Here is a 25,491-nt window from a genome sequence, read left to right as displayed (position 1 = left end):
TGTGGAAAATACTTTGGCGAAAGCGGAAGGGCTGATTCGCGCTACGGTGTCTGCGCCGCAATAAGCTGCCGTTTTCAAAAAACGATGATGCGCGGCAAGGCATCATCGTTGCGGGCGTGTCGTCAATCGTCTGCAAAAACACAACACCGTCATTCCCACCCGTGCGGAAATGACGGTGTTTTTATATTGCACTGATTTTCAGTATCAAAATTTATAGTTGATAAAAATAAAAACGAGACAAGGCGACAACGCCCGCCGTGTACGGGCAGTACATAAGGGCGTTGGCAACGCCGTATCGTTGCGATTTTAATCAACTATAATTGATGACTCGCTTTAATATTCTCGTATCACCGCGTTGTGCTGCAAGCGTTCGACAAGCTGCTGCTGTGCTTGTTCTTGCGCCTGTTTGCGTAACAGCCGGCGCACGGCTTCGCGGCGGATTTTGACGGGGTCGGTTTCGGTGCGCTTGCCCGTCAGGCGGAAAAACTGCCAGTTGTGCGCGGTTTGCACCGGCGCGGCGGTGTCGCCGGGCTTGAGCTGTTGCAGCAGTGCTTCGACTTTGGCGGGTTCGCGCTCGTCCGTCAGCTCGAGCGTGCCGCCCTGCGCCGCCGCCGGCTCTTGCGAGTAACGCCGTGCCAATGCGCCGAAATCCGCGCCCTGACGCACCGCTTGGGCAATCAGCGCCATGCGTTTGCCCACTGCCGTTGCGGTGTTGTTTTTGCTCATTTTCATGATGATGCGCTGCACTTGGTACACGGTGTACGGCTCGCCCGCAGGCAGGCTTTTGCCTTCTTTTTGTGCCATTTGGATGTATTGGTCGATTTGGTGTTCGTCGATTTTGATGTCTTCTTCCAAATCTGCCATCACTTTTTCAATCAACAAATCTTTTGCCACTTCCAAGCGGTATTGTGCGTGGCTCCAGCCGAATTGTCCGGCATCTTGGTAGATGTGTTGCACGGTCGTGCCTGCTACGGCGGCGCGGCGGGCGATTTCGCCGTCGATTTCGGCGGTGGTGGCTTTCAAGCCTTTGTTACGCGCTTCGTCCACCATCAGTGTGCGCTCAAACAGGCTTTGCCTTGCTGCTTGCTGCAGTTGTTCGGGTGGGACGGCGGTGCGGCTGTTCTGACGCATGACCCGTGCCATGCGTTCGATTTCGCCGTAGGTAACGATATTGCCGTTGATTTCGGCGGCAATGCCGTTGAGCGGGCGGATGTCTGCGGCAGCCGATGCGGCGGCAAACAGGGCGCTCCAAAGCAGGGTTTTGACAAAGCGGGTATTCATTTTTTGCTGACCTCGTTGGTTTGACGGTATCCGGGAATGCCCGAACGGAAGATTTCGAAAGGGTTGTTGCCCAAGTTGCTCAAGTCTTTCAATTGCAGGGTGAAAAACAGGGCGTGTTTGTATTTGTCCTGCCCGCCCGCGTAGCGCTGCGCCGCCACGGTCGCGCTCCAGCAACGGCAGTTGCTGCGATATTCCAAGCCGAGCATCTGCTCCAGTGCCTTGCCGGGCGAAAGGGCGTAATTGAAACGCCCGAGCGCGTGCAGGTTGGGGCGCAAAGGCCACTGAAACGCCGCGTCAAGCTGGCGCAAACGCCCGTAGCCGACAGGGTGGGTTTCTTCTTTGCGCCCGTATTTGTAGCGGAAGCTGATGACTTTGCCGGCGGCGGGCTGATAGCGAACGCCCGCATCGGCGTGCTCCAGAGCGCGGACGGTTTGGTTGTAGTGCAGTCGGGTGTCGGCATGCCAGTTGCGGGCAATATTGCCGCCGGCAAAAGCGGCGATGTCGCTTTTGCTGCGCGGTCGGCGGGCGACATGGCCGTCCGGCAGCACGTCGTCGGCATCAAAGTAAAATTTCTGCCCGATGCCCGCCCGAAACCGTTCCGCGCCGCTTTGCGCTTCAAACAAGCGCGTTTGCAATCCGAACGACAGGCTGTTGCTGTTGTTGATGCGGTCGTTGCCCGAATACAGGTTTTCGCGGAACAGTTGCGCGTAGCTGAAGCTGTTTTCCGAAGCGTCAAAATTGGGCAGATGGTTTTGCGGCTTTTTCGGAATGTAGTTGTAAAACAGGCGCGGCTCCAGCGTTTGCAGGAAGTTTTGTCCGAACAGGCGGGTGCGCCGCTCGAAATTCATGCCCGCGTCCACGTTGGCAACGGGCAGAATCCGTGCCACCTTGCGCGCGGGCGTCCCGCCGAAGCGGTCGAGCCGGTAATGGGTCAGGTGCAAGCCCGCTTTGGGGCGCACATACCACCACTGCGTGTGAAAGTCGCGGCTGATTTGCGGATACAGCACGGCGCGGCTGCCGTCTTGTTTTTGGCGCTGCTCGAAACGGGCAAACTGTGCGTACACGGCGGTTTTGATGTTGCCAAGCCCTTGCTTTTGCCAATGCAGCGACAGGCGCGGCAGCAGGGCATAGGGTTTGTCTTTGCGCCCTTGTGCATCGCTGAGGGTTTGGTATTGGCGGGCTTCGGCTTTGGCGTGCAGTGCGCCGCCCGCCGCGCTGCCTTCAAACGCCAGCCACGCCTGCCGTTCGAGCTGTACGTTTTCCGCCACTTCGTTGCGCCCGTAAAAATCGCGGTAGTAGTCGTCATCGGACACTTGGTGCAGCCTGATGCCCGCCTGAAGCTGCGGGGTGATGCGGTGGTCGTGCTGCCAGCGCAGTTCGTAGCGGTTTTTGTGCGGGCTGCGGCGGTCGTGCGGCATGTACCGAGCCTGCACCTGCCCGTGATATTCGGGCATCAGGTAACGCATTTCGCCACGTGCGGTCGCCCCGCGTGCGCTGATGCCGCCCAATGCCAAAGTCGCGTCATAATTGGGGGCGACATTGAAATAATAAGGCACTTCCAATTCCGTGCCGTTTGAGCCGATTTTGGCAACGGGTACGAGAAAGCCGCTTTTGCGCCCGCCGTTTAAGGGAAAATCCGCCCACGGCGCATACAATACCGGCACGCCCTTAAACACCAGCTTGGCATGTTTGACCGAACCGATGTTGCGGCTGCGGTCGGTTTGCAGCTCCGCCGCTTCCACATACCACGGATTGTCGCCGCGCCCGCACGTGTTGAAACGCACCTGCTTGGCAGAGGTACGCTGCGGGTCGTGCAACACCAGCTCCGCCCCCGACCCCTGCAAACGCCGTCCTTCATGCTCCGCTTCAAATTCCGCATCGCGCACCCGTCCGCCGCCCTTGCCCAAATCGTATTGCAGCGCATCGCCGCGCACCTGTGCGCCGTCGCCGCGTGTCAGCGTGAAGCCGCCTTCGGCGGTAACGGTATCGTCGGGCTGGTCGTAATCGATGCGCTGCGCCTGCAAAACCTCATTGCCGCGCTCGACCACCACATCGCCTTCCGCCAACGCCCGCACCCCCGTTTGCCCCGCAATTTTGTCGGCACGGATGCGCGTTGCCCCTGCGGGCAAGGCTGCTCCGTCCGCCACCGGCGCGGAAGCCGCAAGCGCCGCCGCATCGCCCGCCGCGTGATGACAGCCCTCAAACGTTTGGGCATGCGCCGTGCTGCAAAAAGCCCACACCAGCGCCAACACCAAAGGCTTGCACACAAAACGGCGTGTGCGCCGCCCCGCCGCCCCTACGGACAAACCGCCCTGCCCCCCGCACCCTTGCGCGGCGGAAACGAATTTCGATACATGCGACAAAATAAGCGACCCTGCCGTAGATTTGCATTACAATGACATTTATTTTAACCGAAAATATTGCTATGGAACGAAAAGAAGCATTAAAAAAATGGCTGGCAGCGCAGCACCCCGACCGCCCCTTTACCCTCAAGCACCTCGCACAAGATGCCGACTTCCGCCGCTACTTCCGCGCCGACTTTGCCGATGGTGCCACATTGGTCTGCATGGACGCCGACCCTGAAAAAATCAACCTCGACGCCTACATCAACGTACGCAACCTGTTTGCCCCCGCCCTGAACGTCCCGCAGATTTTCGACTGCGACAAAACACAGGGCTTCATGACCTTGAGCGACTTGGGCGACACCCAACTGCTCAAAGCCATGCAAGACCCGCAAGGCACGCACCACACCCCCGAAGCACAACGGCAACTGCTGCTGCAAGCCGCAGACGAACTGGTTTTGCTGCAAAAAACCAGCCGTCCCGACGTGCTGCCCGAATACGGACGCAGCGAACTGCTGCGCGAAATCAATCTGTTCCCCGACTGGTTTGTCGCCATCGAAGTGCTGGGCAGAAACCCCGAACAAGTCGTACGCAAACACGACCCGCTTTGCCAAGACCAAGCACAACTCGGCGAAGCCGCCCGCCCCGTGTTCAACACCCGCCAAGCAGAATTGTGGCAGCAAGGACTCAACGCCCTGTTGCCCGTGATTGAAAACCAGCCCAAAGTGTTCGTACACCGCGACTTTATCGTCCGCAACCTGATGCTCACCCCCGAACGCATCGGGGTACTGGACTTTCAAGACGCGCTCTACGGCCCGATTGCCTACGATTTGGTGTCGCTGCTGCGCGATGCCTTTATCGAGTGGGAAGAAGCATTGGTGCTGGACATTGCCATCCGCTATTGGGAAAAGGCGCGCGCCGCCGCCCTGCCCGTTCCCGCCACGTTTGACGAATTTTACCGTTGGTTTGAGTTTACGGGCGTGCAGCGTCATTTGAAGGTGGCAGGCATTTTCACGCGCCTGCGCCACCGCGACCACAAAGACAAATATTATCCGGAAATCCCCCGTTTTCTGAATTATCTGCGCCGCACCACCCGCCGTTACGGGGAATTGCGCCCCTTGTACGATGTGCTGGTGTCGCTGGCGGGCGATGACGACGTGCAAACGGGTTATACGTTTTAAGCACAACGGACAAGGACGGGTTATGGCACGCAACCATTTGCAAAATCTGCACAAATACCGCTTATCTTCGGTGATTTTGGCGGCGTTGTGCGATGACCGTATCGAGCTGGTCAAGGTGAAAACCCGCGAGCGTTTTATCGGCAGTGCGGTGCTGCCGCCGCAGTCGAACGGGCGCAGCGATTGGGACGACGAGCAGCGCAACAACGGGCGCAACCATTTGCCTTTCGCCCACCCGCGCACGCCCGTTACCAACAGCCGCGCCGCTACGGAGGTGTTGCGTAATGTTTTGCAGCAAAGCCGTTTTTCGCCCACCGCGCCGATTTTGATTATCCGTCCGCAAACCCGTTTTCTCAACGACATCACCGATGCCGAGCTCAATACTTTGCGCGATGTGGCGTTGAAGGCGGGCGCGGCGCAGGTGCATATGTATTTGAAGCCCGAATTTGCCGAAACGGATTGGGGCTATTTTGAAAGTTTATAAAGGAATCTGCCATGTCGATGTCTTATCCGCCCTGTCCGCAATGCGCGTCTGCATTGAGTTATCATGACGGCACGCAATGGGTTTGCCCCGAATGCGCCCATGAGTGGCAGCCGCAGGACGGTGCTGCCGAATCCGCCGCCGCACCCTCTGTGTGCGATGCACACGGCACGCCCTTGCAGGACGGTGATGCGGTGGTGTTGGTGAAGGATTTGAAAATCAAGGGCAGCTCTGCCGTCATCAAGCAGGGCACGAAGGTGAAAAACATCCGCCTGCAAGACGGCGACCACAATATTTCCTGCAAAATCAACGGCACGGGCATGAATTTGAAATCGGAATTTGTGAAAAAAGCCTGAACGCCGCGCAAAACGCGCCCCCGCTTGCATTTTTGCGGTTGCGCCGCCATTTTCCTGCCTGTCGCCATTTCAGGAAAGGAAGTTTCAAATGCGCTCCGTAGATTATATCGGTCGGTGTCCGCCGCCCCATTGGGTGGGCAACGGTTTTCGGGTACACAGCCTGTTTTCGCACGCCGACCGTCCCTACCGCACCGACCCGTTTTTGCTGTTGGATTATGCCGCGCCGCAGGTGTTTGACGCAGACGGCACCGAACGCGGCGTGGGCGCACACCCGCACAAAGGCTTTGAAACCGTTACCATCGCCTATCAGGGCGAAGTGGCGCACCGCGATTCGGCGGGCGGCGGCGGGGTCATCGGTGCGGGCGATGTGCAGTGGATGACGGCGGGCAGGGGCATTGTCCATCAGGAATTTCACGGCGGGCGTTTGCGCGAACACGGCGGCACGCTGGAAATGGTGCAACTGTGGGTCAATCTCCCTGCCCGCGACAAACTGACCGCACCGCACTACCAACACCTCGCCCAAGCAGACATTCCCGTGCTGGCACTGCCCGACAATGCGGGCAGCGTGCGCGTGATTGCGGGCGACAACGGCGCGGCACACACGTTTACCGAAATGAATGTGTGGGACATCGCCCTGAACGGCAACGGTGCGTGCGAATTAACCGTCCCCGCCGCGCACAACCTGATGGTGGTGTCCCTGCACGGCGAAACGCGGGTAAACGGCACGGAATGCCTGACGGCGGGCGAATGGGTGCATTTTGCCCGCGACGGCGAACGCATCGCCTTGCAAGCGGGCGCGGACGGCGCGAAATTATTGCTGCTGTCGGGCGTGCCGATTGACGAACCCCTTGCCGCCTACGGGCCGTTTGTGATGAACACCCAAGACGAAATTCGCACCGCCATCGATGATTTCCGCCAAGGGCGTTTCGGCACCGTTGCCGCCACAACCGCCTAGCGCGTGTCATTATTTGAATTTTTATATTGAAAATCAGCTCAATACAAAAACCACCGTCATTCCCGTTTGCGCGGGCATGACGGTGGTGTTTTTCAGTCAATTGATGATGCGCCCAACGCGGCACGGCCGCTTTTTTTCACAATTTCCTTACAAAACTTGTCAAAAACACGGAATACTTTTAACATATCTACTCCAATGGGCAAGCCGTACCGCAGCACCCCTGCGGCACGCCTTTGTCCGTTTCACTCCCCTTTTTTCACATTACGGCGCATCACCGGAATGATGCGCCTTTCAGGAGCAGATACCATGAAGATTCAAACAGGTGCGTCCATCTTGTTGGCACTGGCACTTGCCGCTTGCGGCGGCGCGGACAAACACAAAGCCGAACACGCGGAAAAACCCGCCAAAAAAGCGGTGAAAACCGCCGCCGCCGATGCCGGAAGCTGCCGCAGCGTTACCGATGACGAAATCGCCGCCCTGTTCGACCGTTGGAACACGTCCTTGCAAAGCGGCAAGCCCGCCAATGTGGTGGCAAACTATGCCAAAGACTCGGTGCTGCTGCCCACCTTGTCCGACAAAGTGCGCTACAGCCCTGCCGAAAAAGAAGACTACTTCGTCCACTTTTTGGAAAACGCGCCTGTCGGCGAAATTCACGAACGCCACATTCAAATCGGCTGTAATACCGCACTCGATGCGGGCGTGTACAGCTTTACGTTTGCCAAAACCGGCAACAAAGCGGTGGGGCGTTACAGCTACACCTATCAGTGGGACGGTAAAAACTGGCTGATTACCAGCCATCACTCCTCGTTGATGCCCGAAGCGCAAGCCGCCAAAGCCGCAGCAGACCTCGCCGCCGCCAAAGCACAAGCGGAAGCCGCCGTCCGTCAGGCACAACAAGCAGCAGCCGCAGCCACCCCCGCCGCACCCGCAGCAGTGCCGCAGCAACACGCCGCGCCCCAAACGGCAGCACCGCACGCCCAACCGCCTGCACCGGTTGCCGCGCCGTCTGTCGCGCCCGAGCCTGCTGCCGTACCGCAGCAAGCCGCGCCCGCACAAGCGCAAACCGCCGCGCCCGCACCCCAACCGCACGCTTCCCACTAGGGCGTGTCATCATTTAAATTTTTCTACTGAAAATCAGCACAGTAGAAAAACACCGTCATTCCCGCACGGGCACGGCGGTGGTTGGCATAAAAATACCCGCACGCACCGGCATGCGGGTATTGTTGTTGATAACGGGCAGCACCCTCACCGCCGTTCGGCGACAAATGTCCGCCGCTTCAGCGCATCGAGCGCGGCGGTGGGCAAGATTTTCTTCAGCCACCAAAATACTTTGGTCGGCACGGTTACACGGTAACGCGCCTTGGGCGCGGCATCGGTAAAGGCGCGGACGCACACGGCGGCGCAGTCGGCAGCCGAAAGGGTAAACGGCATCGGCTTGGTTTGCCCCGACAAACGCAACAAATGGTTTTGATAGGCTTCGCGGTGAACGCTGTTGTCGATGTCGATGTTTTGCTTGAACTTTGCCAACGCATGCTCACCGAAACGGCTGGTAATGGCGCCCGGCTCGACCAAGCTGACATGAATGTCCGTGCCGTAGATTTCGTGGCGCAGGGTGTCGCACAAGCCTTCCAGCGCAAATTTGCTGCTGTTGTACGCACCGCGCATCGGCAGCGCGGCAAAGCCGAGAATGCTGCTGTTTACCAGCAGCCGCCCATAGCCTTGTTTGCGGAACACGCGCATGGCTTCGGCAATGCACTGCCACGTGCCAAACACATTGGTTTCAAACTGCGCCCGCAAGGCATCACGCGATACGTCTTCCACCGCGCCCAATTGTCCGAAACCGGCATTGCAAAACACGCCGTCCAAACGCCCGTCCGTTTGCCGCAACAGTTCGGCAAAGGCGGTGCGGACGCTGTTTTCATCGTCCAAATCCAGCAGCAGCACATCAAAGCCTTCTGCCTGCAAACGTTGGCGGTCGCTGTCGCGGCGCACGGACGCAAACACGCGCCACCCCAGCCCGCGCATCAGCAGGGCGGTGTCGTAACCGATGCCGCTTGATGTGCCGGTAATTAAAATTACTTTTTGTGTCATTGTGTTGTCTGCCGTTTAAGTCAGTTTGCCATGACATTGCTTGTATTTCAAGCCGCTTCCGCAGGGGCAGGGGTCGTTGCGGTGGACAACTTTGCCCGCCGCCGCCAACGCTTCGGGGCTGTAGGGCGATTGTTCTGCCGCGTTCGGGTGGTTGGTTTCCACTTCGGTGGGTTCGGACAACACGTCTGCTGCCGCCTGTTCCACGTCGTCGTCTTGGCGGATTTCCACCGACACCAGCAAGGCGCTCGACTGATGTTGGACGGTTTGCCACAAATTGCGGAACATTTCAAACGCTTCGCGCTTGTATTCCTGTTTGGGGTTTTTCTGGGCATAGCCGCGCAGGTGAATGCCCTGACGCAGGTAATCCATCGCCGCCAAATGTTCGCGCCAGTTGGTGTCGATGGCGTTGAGAATCACATTGCGCTCGAAGCCGCCGAATGCGTCTTGTCCGACCAAATCCACTTTTTCCGCATATTCGCGGTCGATTTGTGCCAACAGGCGTTCTTTCACGTCTTCGTTTTCCAGTGTGTTGTCGGCTTTGAGCCAGCCGCGCACGTCTGCCTGAATGCGGAATTCGCCCGCAAGCTGGGCTTCCAGTGCGGCGATGTCCCATTGTTCTTCCATGCTGTCGGGCGGCATATGCACGTCCACCAAGCCGCCAATCACCTCGTGGCGCATGTCGCGGGCAATTTCCGCCATGTTGTTGCCGTTCAAAATTTCGTTGCGCTGGTGGTAAATCACTTTGCGCTGGTCGTTGGCAACGTCGTCGTATTCCAAGACTTGTTTGCGGATGTCGAAGTTGCGCCCTTCTACTTTGCGTTGGGCGTTTTCGATTTGGCGGGTGAGAATGCCCGCTTCAATCGGCACGCCGCGCTCGGGCGCGAGTTTGTTCAAAATGCCGCCGATGCGGTCCACCGCAAACAGGCGCAGCAGCGAATCTTCAAACGACAGATAAAAACGGCTGGAACCGGGGTCGCCCTGCCGTCCGGCACGTCCGCGCAACTGGTTGTCGATACGGCGGCTTTCGTGGCGTTCCGTACCGATAATGTGCAAACCGCCCACGTCCATCACCAATTGGTGGTCGGCTTCCCAACTGTTTTCCAAATCTTGGATTTGCTGTTTTTTGGCCTCATCAGACAAGGCTTCGTCTGCCATAATCGCGGCTGCCTGATGCTTCACATTGCCGCCCAAAACAATGTCCGTACCGCGCCCCGCCATATTGGTGGCTACGGTAATCATGCCCGGTTTGCCCGCCTGCGCCACAATCAAAGCCTCGCGGTGGTGTTCTTTGGCGTTCAAAACATTGTGCGGCAAACCTGCTTTGTCCAACAGGCGCGACACCAATTCCGAATTTTCAATCGTGGTCGTACCCACCAATACGGGCTGACCGCGTTTGTGGCAGGTTTCAATGTCTTTCACCACCGCTTCGTATTTTTCTTCGGCGGTGCGGAAAATCTGGTCGTTGAAATCTTTGCGCTGCACGGGGCGGTTGGTGGGGATAATCACCGTTTCCAGATTGTAGATGGACTGGAATTCGTAGGCTTCGGTGTCCGCCGTGCCGGTCATGCCCGCCAATTTGTCGTACAGGCGGAAATAGTTTTGGAAGGTAATGGACGCAAGCGTTTGGTTTTCCTGCTTGATTTCTACGCCTTCTTTGGCCTCTACCGCCTGATGCAGGCCTTCCGACCAACGGCGGCCGTCCATCAAACGCCCCGTGTGTTCGTCCACAATCACGATTTCGCCGTCTTTAATCACATAGTGCTGGTCGAGGTGGAACAGCGAATGCGCCCGCAAAGCCGCCATCAAATGATGCATCAGCATAATGTTGGCAGTGGAATACAGCGAATCGCCCTCTTGCAACAAGCCCATGCGCGTTAAAATCTGCTCGGCGTGTTCGTGTCCGCGCTCGCTCAAAATCACCTGATGGGCTTTTTCATCCACCCAGTAATCGCCCTCACCGTCTTCTTTTTCTTGGCGTTGCAATTGCGGCGGCACTTGGTTCATGATTTGGTAAAGCTGGACGTTGTCTTCCGCCTGTCCGGAAATAATCAGGGGCGTACGCGCTTCGTCAATCAAGATGGAGTCCACTTCATCGACTACGGCAAAATTCAGCTCGCGCTGCACTTTGTCATAACGGTCGGTAACCATATTGTCGCGCAGGTAGTCGAAACCGAATTCGTTGTTGGTGCCGTAGGTGATGTCGGCATTGTAGGCTTCTTGGCGGTGGAACGGCTCTTGGTTGCTGACAATCACGCCCACACTCAAGCCGAGAAAATTATAAAGCGGGGCAAGGGTTTGGGCATCGCGCCCTGCCAGATAGTCGTTTACGGTAACCACATGCACGCCTTTGCCCGCCAGCGCGTTCAAATACACGGCAAGGGTGGCAACCAGCGTTTTGCCTTCGCCGGTACGCATTTCGGCGATTTTGCCGTCGTGCAGCACCATGCCGCCAATCAGTTGCACGTCAAAATGGCGCATGCCCAAAATCCGCCGCGCCGCTTCGCGACACACGGCAAAGGCTTCGGGCAGCAGCGCGTCAAGGCTTTCGCCTGCTTGCAGGCGCTGTTTGAACTGTTCGGTACACGCTTGCAGCCCCCCATCGGACAGTTCGCGCATTTTTTCTTCTAATGCGTTAATCTTGTTTACGTTTTTTTGATACTGTTTGAGCAGGCGGTCGTTGCGGCTGCCGAAAACTTTTTTGGCGATATTGGCAAACATAAAATTCCATTCCTAGTGTGCCTGATTGGGGCAAAACGGTAGGATTCTAACACAAGCGGCGGCAAGTTTGCGACATGCGCCACAAAACGCCTGTTGCGTTTTGGCGGCAACAGGCACGAAAATTTACCGGCTTTTGCCGCAAACCGCTTGACGCAAACGTTGGTCGAACTGCCAAACCTGTCCGCTTTGCGGGTCGCTGTAGTGTCCGGTGGCGCAGTCCACCCGCACCGCCAACACTTTGGCACGCATGCGCCGCTCGAAAAAATAAAGGTTTACATGGCGTGCGCTGTTGTCGGTGCGGACGTTGGCGGTATCGGCAGCAACAAACTGCAAAACCTGCGGCACGACATACGACCAAGGTTTGTACGGCGCGGCAGACGGCACTTCCGCCACCACCACCGTATCCGGCGGCAGCTTGGCGCGGGTGTGGGCAAACCATGTGTATTCGCTGTACACCTGAAAGCCGAGCATGCCCAACCCCGCCGCCGCAGGCACAGCCCATTTGGGCATGCGTCCGCGCACAAGGGGGCGCAACAGCAACACGACGCCCGCCGCCCCCAAACCGGCAAACAGCGTTGCCAAAAATTCCCAAAGCATGATTGTTTTGTCCTTTTGCAATCAAAAAAGCGGCACGATTGTAAACCGTGCCGCCTTTTACCGACAAATTATCTTAACCGTTTAGTGGTCAACCGCCTTGCCCGCACCGTGCGGAAAGCGCACGCTTTCCACCAAATCCTGTACTTCTTGCGGCGGTGCCTTGCCCATGCTGGACACCACAAACGCCACAGCAAAGTTGATGATGGCGCCCACCGTACCGAACGACAGGGGCGAAATGCCGAACAGCCAGTTTTCCGGTTTGTTTTCAAACGCATTCGTACCCGGAATAAAGAACCAGCCCAAATACAGGAAAATGTACACGCAAGTGGAAATCAAACCTGCCAGCATGCCCGCAATCGCGCCTTTATCGTTGATGCGCTTGGAGAAAATGCCCATCATCAGCACGGGGAACAGCGAAGCGGCGGCGATGCCGAACGCCAATGCCACCACCTGCGCGGCAAAACCCGGCGGATTGATGCCCAACCATGTGGCAATCACGATGGCAACGGTCATCGACACGCGCGCCGCCAGCAATTCGCCTTTTTCGGTGATGTCGGGTTTGAGCGTTTTCTTAATCAGGTCGTGCGACACGGCGGAAGAAATCGCCAACAGCAAACCTGCTGCGGTGGACAACGCCGCCGCCAAACCGCCCGCCGCAATCAAACCGATGACCCAACCGGGCAGATTGGCGATTTCGGGGTTTGCCAACACCAAAATGTCGTTGTTTACGGTCAGCTCGTTGCCTTTCCAACCGCGCTCGGCGGCGGTGGCTTCAAAAGCAGCGTTTTTGTCGTTGTAGTATTGGATTTTGCCGTCGCCGTTTTTGTCTTCAAACTTCAGCAAGCCGGTGGTTTCCCAGTTTTTCATCCACACGGGGCGTTGTTCGTAGTCCAAAGCGGGCTGGCTGATGCCTGCGGGGTAAACGGTATTGACCAGATTCATCCGCGCCATCGAGCCGACTGCAGGCGCAGTGGTGTACAGCAGGGCGATGAACACCAATGCCCAACCTGCGGAAGTCCGCGCGTCCGACACCTTCGGCACGGTGAAAAAGCGGATAATCACATGGGGCAGACCCGCCGTACCAATCATCAAAGACATGGTAAACAGCAGCATATTGAGCTTGTTCGGCTCATCGGCGGTAAAGGCGGTGAAGCCCAAATCGGTAATCAGCGCGTTGAGTTTGTGCAAAAACGGTTCGCCCGAAGCGGTTTCGTTGCCGAACATGCCCAAAGGCGGAATCGGGTTGCCCGTAATGTTGAAGGAAATAAACACGGCGGGAATGGTGTAGGCAACAATCAGCACCACATATTGCGCCACTTGGGTGTAGGTGATGCCCTTCATGCCGCCCAATACCGCGTAAAACAGCACCACCACCGCCGCAATCAGCAAGCCGTTGGTGTTGCTCACTTCCAAAAAGCGCGAAAACGCCACGCCCGCGCCCGTCATCTGACCAATCACATAGGTGGTGGACGCGATAATCAGACACGCCACCGCCACCAAACGCGCCGTGCGGCTGTAAAAACGGTCGCCGATGAAATCGGGTACGGTGAATTTGCCGAATTTGCGCAAGTAGGGCGCAAGCAGCAACGCCAGCAAAACGTAGCCGCCCGTCCAGCCCATCAGATAGGCGGATGCGGGATAGCCGTTCATGGCGATGATGCCCGCCATCGAGATAAACGATGCGGCGCTCATCCAGTCCGCGCCCGTTGCCATGCCGTTCAATACGGGATGCACGCCGCCGCCGGCAACGTAAAATTCTTTGGTCGAACCGGCACGCGCCCAAATCGCAATGCCGAAATAGAGCGCGAAAGACGCGCCCACAAACACCAAATTAATCCAAAACTGGCTCATGACATCACTCCTCTTTCACGCCGAATTGTTCGTCCAGCTTATTCATCTGCCGCGCATAAAAGAAAATGATGGCGATGAATACCAAAATCGAGCCTTGCTGGGCAAACCAAAAGCCCAAATCCGCGCCGCCCACGCTGATGCCCATCAGCACCGAGCGCAGCAAAATGGCGGCAAAATGGGAACACAGCGCCCACACGGCCAAACAAATGAAAATCAGGCGGAGATTTGCCTGCCAATAGCCTGACACGTCTTGTTTTTTTCTTCGGACATGATTGTCGTCTCCTGAATGAGGATAATTTGGAAACGGGGCAAATGGCCGTTTGGACTCGGTTTGTGTTCCGCTATGCCCCGAAATACGCAAAAATACCGTGCGGCGCAAAGCAATGCCTACGGTAAACGCAGCATAACACAATCTTACATTCCGACAACAATCCCGCACGCAGATATCGGCAGATGTGATGCGGGGCATTGGCTTTGCAGATGGTTGGCGCGGTTGGGCGTGTCATCAATTGACCGGAAACACCACACCGTCATTACCGCGCAGGCGGGAAGCCAAAACAAATTGCAAAAAGCATTGATAAAACATCGCTTCACAAACATCAGGCAGTGGATTCCCGCATGCGCGGGCATGACGGCAGTTTTTTATCATGCTTTTATTTTCAATAAAATAATTTAAATCAATGACACGCCCTTGCCCCGCATCATAATTCGGCTTGAAAAACGTGAAAAATGCGTTGCGGCAAGCGGCATCAGCGCAATTCCGCACACACGGGCAGGTGGTCGGACGCGGTAAATGTGTGGTCGGTGCAACAGTGTCCGTCCAATGCGCCCTTAATAAAAATATGGTCGAGTGTTTTGCGCGGACGCCAGCTCGGGTAGGTCGGGGCGTTGCTGCCGACGCGGCGGTAGCCCGCTTCGCGCAGCAGTGCCAGTGCCGCCGATTCGGGCGGGCAGTTGAAGTCGCCGCACAGGCATATTTGCGGGTGGGCTTCGAGCAGGCGGCAGATGTGGCGCACTTGGCGCAGTTGGTCGGACGCGCCCAAGCTCAGGTGGACGTTTGCCAATACCAATTCGCCGTGCGGGGTGTCGGTGGCGGCGGCAAGTATGCCGCGCCCTTTGATGCGCGAGGGCAGTGTTTCGCTGATGAGCGGGCGCAGGGGGGTGCGGCAGAGAATCAGGTTGCCGTGCCGCGACAGTTGTCCCACCACGCGGTTGGTCTGCGCCACATGGTGGGCAAAGCCCGCCGCTTGGCACAGTTGCGCCGCTTGGCAACGGAAGCCGTTGCGCAGTCCGCCCAAATCGATTTCCTGAATGCACACGGCGTCAAACGCTGCGATGTAGGCGGCAATGCGTTGCAGATTGCCTGTTTTGGCGGGGTCGGGCAGCACTTGGCGGTGCAGCCGCGAAACGTAGCTGAAATAGCTGTTTGCGCCGATGGCGGCTTGAATATTGTAGGAAAGAATGCGCATAAGCGGAACAAGCGGCAAAAAGCAAACGGCAATATTGCCGCGACACTTGGAAAGCGTCAATCCGAACTGTTATAATCGCCGCCTTTGTCCCCAACCGCACCACCTATCCGGAAAGCCCGCCCATGTTGCGCCAACTGCCTTATTTTCAAAAAAATCTGGAAACCGATTTGCGCCGCGTGGACGCGGTCATCAACCGTGCCGTGCAGTCGGAAGTGGCATTGATTTCGCAAATCGGCAACTACATCATCAGCGCGGGCGGCAAGCGTTTGCGCCCCGTCATGACCCTGTTGGCGGGCAAGTCGCTGGGCTGCGACCGCGACGGTTTGTATGAACTGGCGGCGATGGTGGAGTTTATCCACACCTCCACGCTGCTGCACGATGACGTGGTGGACGAAAGCGCGTTGCGGCGCGGCCGCGCCACCGCCAACAATCTGTTCGGCAACGCGGCGGCGGTGCTGGTGGGCGATTTTCTCTACACGCGCGCGTTTCAACTGATGGTCGGTTCGGGCAGCCTGAAAATTCTGGACATTATGGCGGAAGCCACCAACATCATCGCCGAAGGCGAAGTGATGCAGTTGATGAACATCGGCAACACCGACATCAGCGAAAGCGAATACCTGCGCGTGATTCAATACAAAACCGCCAAGCTGTTTGAAGCGGCGGCGCAGGTGGGCGCGGTACTGGCGGGCGCGGACGAGGCGCAGGAACAGGCTTTGAAAGATTACGGCATGTATGTCGGCACGGCGTTCCAAATTATTGACGATGTGCTGGATTATTCGGGCAGCCCCGAACAAATCGGCAAAAATGTCGGCGACGATTTGGCGGAAGGCAAACCGACTTTGCCCCTGATTTACCTGATGCGGCAAGGCAGCGCCGAAGCCGCCGACGAAGTCCGCGCCGCCCTGCAAAACGCCGACCGCAGCCGTTTTGACGCGATTTACCGCCATGTGGCCGCTTCGGACGCGCTGGCCTACTGCACCGAACAGGCGCAACACGCCGTTGCCCGCGCCTGCGACAGTTTGAACGGGCTGCCTGAAAACGAGGTAAGCGCCGCCATGCGCGATTTGGCGCGGCTGTCGGTAAGCCGTTTGTCTTAAAGTTTTTGTTTTCCCGCCGTAGTTCAAGGGATAGAACACATGCCTCCTAAGCGTGTAATACAGGTTCGAGTCCTGTCGGCGGGGCATTCATTTAAAAAAACAGCCATTTAAGGCTGTTTTTTTATCAAGCGCAACACACGCATCACGACAAAAACCCCTGCTTTTTCAAAAACGCTGCCAAGCGTTCGGCAAAGCGGCGGTAACCTGCGGCATTGGCGTGAATGGCATCGGATTTCAAATCCCGATTTGCCAAAACGGCACTCCACCCGCCGGCAAACAGGGGAATGTCGTGCTGCTTTGCCAGTTCGGCATACAAAGGGTGGTCGTCCAAATGCCCGAAAACCGCGCTTAAAGAAGGCTTGGGCTGGGCAATCAACACAAGCGGAATGCCCGCGCTTGCGGCGATGATGCGGCTGATGTGGTCGCGGGTTTGCGCTTCAGGCACGCGCCGCAAAAAATCATTGCCGCCGATGCCGAGCAAAATCAACTGCGGTTGCGCGTGCAGCAAGGCAGGCAAACGGGCAAGGGCTTGTGCGGCGGTGTCGCCGGAAACCCCGCCGTTATGCACCTGCCAACGGCTGATTTGTGCCAATTGCGCCGGATAAGCCGCTTCGGGCGGTGCGCCGTAGCCGAAGGTCAGCGAGTCGCCCAGTGCCAGCACCCTGCTTCCGGCGGGCAGTGGGGCATAAGGCTTGCCGCCGCACGCCCCCAACGCCAAAGCGGCGGCAGACAGCAACAAACGCCGCCGTGTCAAGCACATGGTTTGCACATCATCATAATGACCCATCAACGCCGCTCCTGCCGCCGAATCAGCACCAGCGCCCACACGGCAAACGCCGCAGTCGGCAACAGCGCCGCCACCCATGCCGGTACGCCGTACAAACGGCTGGTAAACCCGAACAAACGTCCGGAAAAATAAAACAGCAACCCCAAGCACACCCCGCCAAACAGCTTCAGCCCCATATTGGCGTGCCGCCCCGACACGGGCGTAAACGCCAATGCCAACAACGCCATCACCACCACCGCCGCAGGGTATACCAATTTGTTCCACCATGCCACACGGTACATCTGCGTTTGCTGGCGGTTGTGTTCCAAATGGCGGATATAACGCCCCAGTGCCGTCCAAGACATCTGCTCCGGCTTCACTTGCAAAGTCGCCAGCAACGCCCTGCCCACCCCGCTTGCCCACACCCGTTGCGGCTGCACGACCGTTTCCACCCGTTCGGGCGTGATGCGGCTGCTGCGGCTGTCGAACAGCAGCCACTGCCCCTCACCCACACGGGCGCGGGGCGCGGATATCGCCTCCTGCAAGCGAAAATCGTCGCCGTAACGCCAAATCTTCACCCCCGTCAAACCGTTGTCGGGCAACACCGAAGCCACATACACCATACTGCCGTTTTCCTTAATCCAAATACCGTCTTGTGCCGCCAAAACCTGCCCCGATTTCGCCGCCGCTTTCAAGGCATCGGCACGCCTGCTCATTTCCGGCGCCGCCCATTCCCCCAGCAGCGCCGTCGCCACGGCAAACGCCCCGCCAAACACCAAAACCATGCGGACAATGCCCCAAGTGTCCACCCCACTGGTTTTCACCACCGCCCATTCGCAATCCGCCGCCAAACGCCCGAACGCGAACAATGCCCCCGTCAGCACCGCCAAAGGCATCAGCAAATACGCCCGTGCCGGCATTTGCAGCAGCACATATTGAAACGCCGTCGCCGTGGTGTAGGTGCCTTTGCCGATGTTGCCCGCTTCGCCGAGCAAATCAAAAAAACCGTACAGCGACACCAATGCCATGAGTGCCAACAGTGATGCCTTGCCCAAGCGCAGCACCACATAACGGGTCAGCAGCTTCATACCGTGCGTTTGGCGCACATGATTTCCGCTTCCACCGCCAATTCGCCCTCTACCGAAGCGGTGGCTTTGAATTTGCCGATGCCGCGTTTGCTTTGCAGCATTTCGATTTCAAAGACCACACGGTCGCCCGGAATCACTTGGCGTTTGAAACGGGCGTGGTCGATGCCTGCAAAAAAGTAAATTTCATCGGGATTGCGTCCGCCTTCGCTCAAAATCGCCAATGCGCCGCAAGCCTGTGCCATCGCTTCAATCAACAGCACGCCGGGCATCACGGGAAAGTCGGGAAAATGCCCTTGAAACTGCGGCTCATTCATGCTGATGTTTTTGATTGCGCTTAATTTCTTGCCCTGCTCAAACGCAGTGATGCGGTCGAGCAGCATAAACGGATAGCGGTGGGGAATCAGTTTTTGAATGTCTTTTGCCTCAACAGGCAGTACGGGCGCGGTCATAACATATTCCTTAATTGTGTGAAAATGGTGAAAACAGAAAGTCGGGATTTTATCAGAGCTTTTATCCGATTATTGCCCTTTGGCGCAAAAAATCTGATTGCACGGCGCTGCATTTGGTGCCAACGAGCGGCGAAGTTGGCAAAATTATCTGATAAAACAAATAAAAACCCCGAAAGCCGTTCGGTTCGGCATTCGGAGGACGTTGTTTTAATGTGAAAATTGACGTATTCCCCTGCACAAATGCGGGGATTGCTGCGACGGGTTCGTGTTGCTGACAAGCTTATTGCGCGGTTCGCTTCACACACGCTGGGGCGTGTCATCAATTAACCGAAAAACCACGCCGTCATTCCCGTGCAGGCGGGAATCCAAGTCAAAGCACAACAAACCTTGATAAAACATGACTTGCCAAGCATCGGGCAGTGGATTCCCGCCTGCGCGGGAATGACGGCATTTCTACATTATGCTGATTTTCAGTATAAAAATTTAAATGATGACACGCCCTACGGGCGTGTTCTGTCCTGAATCAAGCACATCAACCGATTTCGGCGGCGTATTGCTCCGCGCTCAACAAGCCGTCCAAAGCGGCGGCATCGGCGGGTTTGATTTTGAAGAACCAGCCTTCGCCGTAGGGGTCGCTGTTGGCGGTTTCGGGCGCGTCAATCAGGGCTTGGTTGATTTCCACGATTTCGCCCGCAATCGGCGCGTATACATCGGAAGCGGCTTTCACCGACTCGACCACGCCTGCCTGCTCTTCGGCGGCCAAGTTCGCGCCGACTTCAGGCAGCTCGACAAACACGATGTCGCCCAACAGTTCTTGGGCGTGTTCGGTGATGCCGACCGTTACCGTACCGTCGGCTTCGGGGCGCAGCCATTCGTGGCTGGCAACGTATTTCAAATCGGCGGGAATGTTGCTCATGGTTTGTTCTCCGTAGTGGGGGGTTCAACGCACGGGGTTGCATCCAGGGCGTGTTATCAATTGCTTTGCGTAGCGGTTTTTAGCTGAAAACACCGCCGCATAAGTAAATGATGACACGCCCTAAAGCGCAGCCCCATAAGTCGGCTTTCAGACAGCCTGAAAACCGCTATTGTAGCCTAAATCAGCCCCAACAGGCGCAACAACATGATGCCCGCGCCCGCCGCAGCCGCCACCGCCAACATTTTCCGCCACGACCAATCCAATTCAAAGCGCACATCGGCACCGATGCACACGCCCAATACGATAAAAAACACATACAAAAACAAATAGGACGCGGGAATATCGGCAATGCTCATGGCTTAAATCCAGGACAGCTACCCAACACCGGGCAGCAGATTCCCGCATTCACGGGAACGACAGTATTTTGCATCACAATGATTTTCAGTAGGAAAATTTAAATGATGACATACCCTAAACACAATTTAAATCGTACCGCCCACACCCTTAAACTTCTCCACAAAAGCACTGATTTTTTGGAACACACTCTGTTTCAAAGTCAGATATTGGGGATTGAGCTTATTAATTTTCGGCAGCAATTCGGTCAGCTCCGTGCCGTTTTCGCTGGCATATTCGCGTTTGAGCGATGCCGTCAAATAACGTTTGGCAGCCGCTTCGTTCAATTGCGCATCTGCAATTAAAGCCGCTGCTTCATACCGTTGCACCTTTTGGGCAAACATAAAAAAGGCTTCAATCACATTCGCCGTACTGTCCAAAGTATCCAAATCGGTAGTGCGGATAAAATCCACCACCAAACTTTCCTTCGCACGGTTGCCGATGCTGGCGCGAATCGTCCGGCGAATGTCTTCAATCAAGGCATTTTTGTCTTTTGTCTGCCGGTTTTTCTCAAAAATCAGTGCCAAGATATAATCCAGATTGATTTCTTGTGATTTTAGCAAATCCACTTCAAAAACAATATCGTCCCAATCCAAGAGGGTTTCAGGATTGTCCCTGCCGTGCTGTTGGCGGCGCAACCACTCCCGAATATCATGATAAGCGGAACGGTAATCCTGTAATGCCCGTTCGGACGGCATCGCCACACGGCGCATCTCATCAAAACATTCATCATCAAGATAATGCGCGGCTTTAAATGCGGCTACCGCACCGGCATCGTCCGTGTCCAATACCTGCAGGACCTGAAGTGCGGCAAACTCATCATAGTTGCGCAACACATTCTCCAAACGCAAATATTCGCCAAACAACTTGGTGAAATCCCGTTTGTCCTGCTCGGTTTCAATGTGGTCGGGCTTGGGAAACCGTGCCAACAACTCGGCAGCCACTTCCCGATAACCCCGTTTGACCTCACCCGTCAATACATCGGTATGGCCTTGCATATATTCGCCATAACTTTTTTCCAGTATGACATTTTTGGTTTTGGCATTGCCGAACAAACGAATCGCATCAATCGTTGCCTGCTCCAAATCGCGGAACGTAACGATGTTGCCGAACGTTTTGGTGGCGTCAAAAATACGGTTGGTTCGCGAATATGCCTGTATCAAACCGTGATAACGTAAATTCTTATCTACAAACAACGTATTGAGCTTGGGTGCGTCAAAACCGGTCAGAAACATGCCCACCACAATCAACAAATCCACTTCCTGTTCGCGCACCCGCTTTGCCAAATCCCGATAATAGTTTTGAAATTGCTCGCCATCCACACGGTAGTTGGTACCGAAATAAGCGTTGTAGTCATCAATCGCCGTTTGCAAAAAATCTTTGGCGGTACAATCAAGCGCAGACGGCTCAAAGCCCTCGTCTGCAATATCGCCCGCCGCATCATGTGCCTCATTGGCAGCATAAGAAAAAATCGTTGCCACTCTCAAAGGCTTGTCGCAGCCGGATTGAAGCTGCCTGAAGCATTCGTAATACAGTTTCGCCGCTTCCACACTGCTGACGGCAAACAAAGCATTAAAACCCCGATTACCATAAAGCCTGTGCGTTTTTTGATGGAAATGTTTCAAAACATATTGCGTAATTTCCCGAATCCGTTCGGGGTGCAGCAAAGCCAGCCTGCTTTCCAATGCAGACAACTTGCCATCGTCCCGTTCGCACTCCATTTCCTTGAACTTTGGGCGCACGTCATTATAATCCACCTTGAATTTCAACACTTTTTCATCGCGAATCGCATCGGTAATCACATAAGCGTGCAACTCGCTGCCAAACACGCCCGCCGTGGTTTCCGCACCCAGCGCATTTTCCGGAAAAATCGGCGTGCCGGTAAATCCGAATTGGCAAAACCGTTTGAATTTTCTTTTTAAATTTTTTTGCGCCTCACCAAACTGGCTGCGGTGGCATTCGTCAAAAATAAACACCACATTTTGCTGATACACGGGCAAAGACACTTCGCCTTTCATCAGATTGTTGAGTTTTTGAATGGTGGTAACAATGATTTTATTGTCGTCTTTATCCAAATTGCGTTTCAAACCCGCCGTACTGTGCGAGCCGTTTACGCTGTCGGGCGAAAAACGCTGATATTCTTTCATGGTCTGATAATCCAAATCTTTTCTGTCCACCACAAAAAAGACTTTATCCACAAAAGAAAGCTGCGTTGCCAAACGTGCTGCCTTAAAACTGGTCAGGGTTTTGCCCGAGCCTGTGGTGTGCCACACAAACCCGCCCGCATCGCCACTGCCCCATCTTTTGGACTGCTCGGCAATATTGATGCGCCACAAAATCCGCTCCGCCGCCGCAATTTGATACGGGCGCATGATGAGCAGATTGTCATTGACATCAAACACCGAATATTTCAACAAAACACTCAACAGCGTATTTTTCTGAAAAAACGTTGCCGTAAAATCTTTCAAATCTTTAATCGGGCTGTTGTCTGATTTTGCCCAATTCATCGTAAAATCAAAACTGTTTTTATCGCGCTTGGTGGTATTGGCAAAATAACGGGTGTCCGTACCGTTGGAAATCACAAAAATCTGCACGTATTGAAACAGAGAATGTTCCGCATTAAAACTTTCCCTGCCATAACGATGCACCTGATTAAACGCTTCCCGAATGGCAATACCGCGTTTTTTCAACTCAATATGCACCAAAGGCAAACCGTTTACCAACACCGTTACATCATAACGGTTGGCGTGCTTGCCTGTTTGTGCAAACTGATTGATAAGCTGCACATGATTGCGCCCGATATCGTGTTTGTCGAGCAGGTAAATATTTTTGACAACACCGTTATCAAAGGCAAAATCATAAACATAATCGTCATGGATTTTGCGGGTTTTCCCGATTTGGGCTTCAGACTGCTTGTCCAAATACTCCGCCACAAAACGCGCCCATTCCGTATCGGAAAACACCACACCGTTCAAACTTTGCAGTTTGTCGCGCACATTTGCCAACAGCTTGGCGGGGGTATTCAAATCCTGACGGTATTCGTAGCCCTGCTGCACCAAATCGGCGATAAATTCCCGTTCTAAATCGGCTTCGCTTTGATAATGTGCAGGTTGTTCAATCGGCGTGTATTCGTCCAGAACAATAAAGTGGTTGGTTTCGGCAAGGGCTGTGGTTTCGGTCATTTTTTCTCCTTAGGTCGGATGCAATGTTTTTTGCTCGTCAGGTCTTGTTTTATCTGTGCTTCCCATGCTGTCAATTCTTTTAAGTCCTCATCATCGGCAAGCATTTTTCTTAACTGTTTTCGTGCATCATCAAATTTATCGTATTCTTGATAAGCAAGTAATTCCATTTGTTTGTGCGAACGGCTGCCTGCTCCGTCAAGAACGGGAAAACCGTTAAACTCCAACAAACCATCTACATTGTTCCGCCAGAAATTCAGCGTTAAATCTTGCTGTTTTTTGACTCGTAGTTCCGCGCTTTCCAAAAAAATCATGACCAAACGGTTTAAAGAATCCAATTCATCACTATTGAGATAATTTTTGGCTACAATCACATCTCCCTTACGGACGACTTTTCCTTTCCACGCGGTCAAACCCATATTCGGCAAAGCGGCATCGGCGCGGCTGATAACCAGTTCCGCCGCCGTTTTTCGGGTAACGGCATAAATCAGCTTGTTTTGCGTTTCGGCAAAAAACATTTGAGTCGCCTTATCGCTTTTGTCGTAATCGCTGGATAGGCTGAACAGCTCCCGCACTTTCTGATAAAAGCGCATTTCACTAGCTCGGATTTCTCGGATTTGTTCCAGCAACTCATCAAAATAATCCAAGCGACCTTGTGGATTTTTCAGGCGTTCGCTGTCAATTAAAAAGCCTTTTTCCAGATAGCTTTGCAGCGTACCGTTCGCCCATTTGCGAAACTGCACCCCGCGCGGACTGCGAACACGGAAGCCGATGGCAAGAATCATTGCCAACGCATAATGTTTGACTTGGTAATTTTTGCCGTCTTGGGCAGTTATCAAGTAATCCTTGATAACTGAATTTTCATCCAATTCATTATCTTGTAATATATTTTTGATATGTAGGGCAATATTTTGAACCGAGGTGTCAAAAAGTTCGGCAAGCTGGCTCTGCGTCAGCCACGCTTCGCCATCGGCAAGCAATAACGCTACCTGAACCTTGCCATCTTCGCTGTTGTAGATAATCAAATCGTTCATGGCGCTTATACCCGCACCAAATTCATCAGGTGTTCAAAAGAATACCGCGTTGATTTTCGACCGCTGCCTTCTTCGATAACTGTTAAAAGCCCTTGTTCATGCAGCGCTTTGGTAAAGCGGTTGGCAGTGGCGGGAGATAAAGCGGTTTTCTCAGCCAAACTGCTGTTGCGGAATACAGGATAGGTAAACACAAAATCCAAAACCGTCAGCGCATGTTTGCTGGATAATACTTGGCTAAACCGTTGTTTCATCTCTTCGTAAAGGTTGCGGATATTTTCCGAAATTTGCAAATTGCGTATCGATTGGCTTTCTACCGCATTTAAAAAGAAAATAATCCATTCGTTCCAATCTCCTGTTTGCGAGACTTGCCGCATCAAATCCACATAACGGTTTTTGTGTTCTTCAAAATATCCGCTAATATAAAAATGCGGTTCGGAAATGGTTTGGCTCTGCCACAACATCAAAGTAATCAACATTCTGCCAATCCTTCCGTTGCCATCTTGAAAGGGATGCAGGGCTTCAAACTCCAAATGGCTGACGGCCGTTTTCAATAAAATCGGGTCGCTATGCAGATTGATGTAATCAAACAAACGCTGCAAGCCATCGGCTAATTTTTCGGGTGCAATCGGCACAAACAAAATTTTGCGGCTGAACGTATCGGCCAAATAATTCTGCTCGGTTTTAAACTGCCCCGGCGACTTCGTTGCGCCGCGCCCGTAGGAAAGCAGTTGTTGATGCATAGTTTTGAGCAAAGAAGCGCTTAATGGATACCCTCCCTTCATTGCCTGTTGCACATTTTTCAAGGTGCGCTGATAAAGCAAAGTTTCGATAATATCCGTGCGCACATGTTCAGCATATTCATCAGCGGCATAGTCCGCTTCATACTGCATAATCTCATCCATCGTGCTGATGGTGCCTTCCATACGCGAAGAAATCACCGCTTCCTGATTGCGCAACGGCGCAAGCAAAATCTCATTATTGTGCATATTTTTCAGCATTTGATCATAGCGGGCGATGGCAGAAGCCGCAGCAAGCAAAGCAGGCATGATTTTTGCCAAATCAAGATTTTCGGGTGGAAACTGACCGTCATGATACGCTACGGCGTCATTGAGTTGAAAGGATGCCGTCATGTTGTTACTCATTTTTCCCATTTTTTGATGAAGAAGCAGCATTGTCGCTCATTGCCGATGCACAAGCAAGCTTGTCAATCATAAATAATAAATTGTGATGAACAAACCACTTTGACAATC

At 54.7% G+C, this 25,491-nt stretch carries 22 protein-coding genes and 1 tRNA gene; 7 read left to right on the top strand and 16 right to left on the bottom strand.

What is annotated here, in order from left to right; genetic code table 11:
• Positions 1-333: 333 nt before the first annotated feature.
• Positions 334-1,281 carry a peptidylprolyl isomerase gene (locus tag G392_RS0106380; RefSeq protein ID WP_051255614.1) on the bottom strand — a complete coding sequence of 316 codons (948 nt, stop codon included), beginning with the start codon at positions 1,279-1,281 and terminating at the stop codon, positions 334-336.
• Positions 1,278-3,644, bottom strand: coding sequence for an LPS-assembly protein LptD (locus G392_RS0106375; protein WP_245571939.1), 2,367 nt, complete (start codon positions 3,642-3,644; stop codon positions 1,278-1,280). The genes G392_RS0106380 and G392_RS0106375 overlap by 4 nt, the downstream gene beginning before the upstream one ends.
• Before the next feature lie 62 nt (positions 3,645-3,706).
• On the opposite strand from G392_RS0106375, the gene G392_RS0106370 reads away from it, so the two are divergent.
• The 5 genes from G392_RS0106370 to G392_RS14055 all read left to right on the top strand — a co-directional run bounded on the left by G392_RS0106370 (position 3,707) and on the right by G392_RS14055 (position 7,694).
• Positions 3,707-4,804, top strand: a complete 1,098-nt coding sequence (locus G392_RS0106370; protein WP_027009571.1) for an aminoglycoside phosphotransferase family protein — start codon at positions 3,707-3,709, stop codon at positions 4,802-4,804.
• Positions 4,805-4,826: 22 nt separating this feature from the next.
• Positions 4,827-5,285 carry a hypothetical protein gene (locus G392_RS0106365; protein ID WP_027009570.1) on the top strand — a complete coding sequence of 153 codons (459 nt, stop codon included), beginning with the start codon at positions 4,827-4,829 and terminating at the stop codon, positions 5,283-5,285.
• A gap of 17 nt (positions 5,286-5,302) precedes the next feature.
• Positions 5,303-5,638, top strand: a complete 336-nt coding sequence (locus tag G392_RS0106360; RefSeq protein WP_027009569.1) for a zinc ribbon domain-containing protein YjdM — start codon at positions 5,303-5,305, stop codon at positions 5,636-5,638.
• Between the two features lie 88 nt (positions 5,639-5,726).
• Positions 5,727-6,593, top strand: coding sequence for a pirin family protein (locus G392_RS0106355; protein ID WP_027009568.1), 867 nt, complete (start codon positions 5,727-5,729; stop codon positions 6,591-6,593).
• A 306-nt stretch (positions 6,594-6,899) separates the two neighbouring features.
• Positions 6,900-7,694 carry a DUF4440 domain-containing protein gene (locus tag G392_RS14055; protein ID WP_084165940.1) on the top strand — a complete coding sequence of 265 codons (795 nt, stop codon included), beginning with the start codon at positions 6,900-6,902 and terminating at the stop codon, positions 7,692-7,694.
• A 144-nt stretch (positions 7,695-7,838) separates the two neighbouring features.
• On the opposite strand, the gene G392_RS0106340 is transcribed toward G392_RS14055, so the two are convergent.
• The 6 genes from G392_RS0106340 to G392_RS0106310 form a co-directional block, all read right to left on the bottom strand.
• The gene (locus G392_RS0106340; protein WP_027009567.1) at positions 7,839-8,684 is read right to left on the bottom strand and encodes an SDR family NAD(P)-dependent oxidoreductase; all 846 of its coding nucleotides are present in this window, start codon (positions 8,682-8,684) and stop codon (positions 7,839-7,841) included.
• A 15-nt stretch (positions 8,685-8,699) separates the two neighbouring features.
• Positions 8,700-11,402: a preprotein translocase subunit SecA gene (secA, locus tag G392_RS0106335; RefSeq protein WP_027009566.1), complete on the bottom strand. Its 2,703-nt coding sequence runs from the start codon at positions 11,400-11,402 to the stop codon at positions 8,700-8,702.
• A gap of 123 nt (positions 11,403-11,525) precedes the next feature.
• Entirely contained in the window at positions 11,526-11,999 is a 474-nt protein-coding gene (locus tag G392_RS12310) for a hypothetical protein (RefSeq protein WP_034334563.1), read from the bottom strand.
• An 81-nt stretch (positions 12,000-12,080) separates the two neighbouring features.
• The gene (locus G392_RS0106325; protein ID WP_027009565.1) at positions 12,081-13,850 is read right to left on the bottom strand and encodes a sodium:solute symporter family protein; all 1,770 of its coding nucleotides are present in this window, start codon (positions 13,848-13,850) and stop codon (positions 12,081-12,083) included.
• 4 nt (positions 13,851-13,854) lie between these two features.
• Positions 13,855-14,097 (bottom strand): DUF4212 domain-containing protein, encoded by a 243-nt coding sequence (locus tag G392_RS0106320; protein WP_027009564.1) that lies wholly within the window; start codon positions 14,095-14,097, stop codon positions 13,855-13,857.
• Positions 14,098-14,599: 502 nt separating this feature from the next.
• Complete coding sequence (locus G392_RS0106310; RefSeq protein WP_034334562.1) at positions 14,600-15,319, bottom strand: endonuclease/exonuclease/phosphatase family protein; 720 nt, start codon at positions 15,317-15,319, stop codon at positions 14,600-14,602.
• A gap of 122 nt (positions 15,320-15,441) precedes the next feature.
• On the opposite strand from G392_RS0106310, the gene G392_RS0106305 reads away from it, so the two are divergent.
• Positions 15,442-16,416: a polyprenyl synthetase family protein gene (locus G392_RS0106305; RefSeq protein WP_027009561.1), complete on the top strand. Its 975-nt coding sequence runs from the start codon at positions 15,442-15,444 to the stop codon at positions 16,414-16,416.
• Positions 16,417-16,428: 12 nt separating this feature from the next.
• Positions 16,429-16,500 (top strand) — tRNA-Arg (locus tag G392_RS0106300).
• 58 nt (positions 16,501-16,558) lie between these two features.
• On the opposite strand, the gene G392_RS0106295 is transcribed toward G392_RS0106300, so the two are convergent.
• The 8 genes from G392_RS0106295 to G392_RS0106260 all read right to left on the bottom strand — a co-directional run bounded on the left by G392_RS0106295 (position 16,559) and on the right by G392_RS0106260 (position 25,413).
• Positions 16,559-17,176 carry a GDSL-type esterase/lipase family protein gene (locus tag G392_RS0106295; RefSeq protein WP_034334582.1) on the bottom strand — a complete coding sequence of 206 codons (618 nt, stop codon included), beginning with the start codon at positions 17,174-17,176 and terminating at the stop codon, positions 16,559-16,561.
• Positions 17,177-17,202: 26 nt separating this feature from the next.
• Positions 17,203-18,288, bottom strand: a complete 1,086-nt coding sequence (gene lptG / locus G392_RS0106290) for an LPS export ABC transporter permease LptG (protein ID WP_342663304.1) — start codon at positions 18,286-18,288, stop codon at positions 17,203-17,205.
• Complete coding sequence (gene fabZ, locus G392_RS0106285) at positions 18,267-18,719, bottom strand: 3-hydroxyacyl-ACP dehydratase FabZ (RefSeq protein WP_027009558.1); 453 nt, start codon at positions 18,717-18,719, stop codon at positions 18,267-18,269. Before fabZ ends, lptG begins: the two co-directional genes overlap by 22 nt.
• A gap of 532 nt (positions 18,720-19,251) precedes the next feature.
• Complete coding sequence (gene gcvH / locus G392_RS0106280; protein WP_027009557.1) at positions 19,252-19,635, bottom strand: glycine cleavage system protein GcvH; 384 nt, start codon at positions 19,633-19,635, stop codon at positions 19,252-19,254.
• Between the two features lie 176 nt (positions 19,636-19,811).
• Positions 19,812-19,991, bottom strand: a complete 180-nt coding sequence (locus tag G392_RS0106275) for a hypothetical protein (RefSeq protein ID WP_027009556.1) — start codon at positions 19,989-19,991, stop codon at positions 19,812-19,814.
• A 126-nt stretch (positions 19,992-20,117) separates the two neighbouring features.
• Positions 20,118-23,210, bottom strand: a complete 3,093-nt coding sequence (locus G392_RS0106270) for a type I restriction endonuclease subunit R (RefSeq protein WP_027009555.1) — start codon at positions 23,208-23,210, stop codon at positions 20,118-20,120.
• Positions 23,207-24,241: a virulence RhuM family protein gene (locus tag G392_RS0106265; RefSeq protein WP_027009554.1), complete on the bottom strand. Its 1,035-nt coding sequence runs from the start codon at positions 24,239-24,241 to the stop codon at positions 23,207-23,209. Before G392_RS0106265 ends, G392_RS0106270 begins: the two co-directional genes overlap by 4 nt.
• Before the next feature lie 5 nt (positions 24,242-24,246).
• On the bottom strand, positions 24,247-25,413 hold the full coding sequence (locus G392_RS0106260) for a Fic family protein (protein ID WP_211224353.1): 1,167 nt from the start codon (positions 25,411-25,413) through the stop codon (positions 24,247-24,249).
• Between the last annotated feature and the right edge of the window lie 78 nt (positions 25,414-25,491).

This window comes from Conchiformibius kuhniae DSM 17694, from assembly GCF_000428785.1.
GTDB lineage: Bacteria > Pseudomonadota > Gammaproteobacteria > Burkholderiales > Neisseriaceae > Conchiformibius > Conchiformibius kuhniae.
This window is presented reverse-complemented; position numbering and strand designations above follow the sequence as displayed.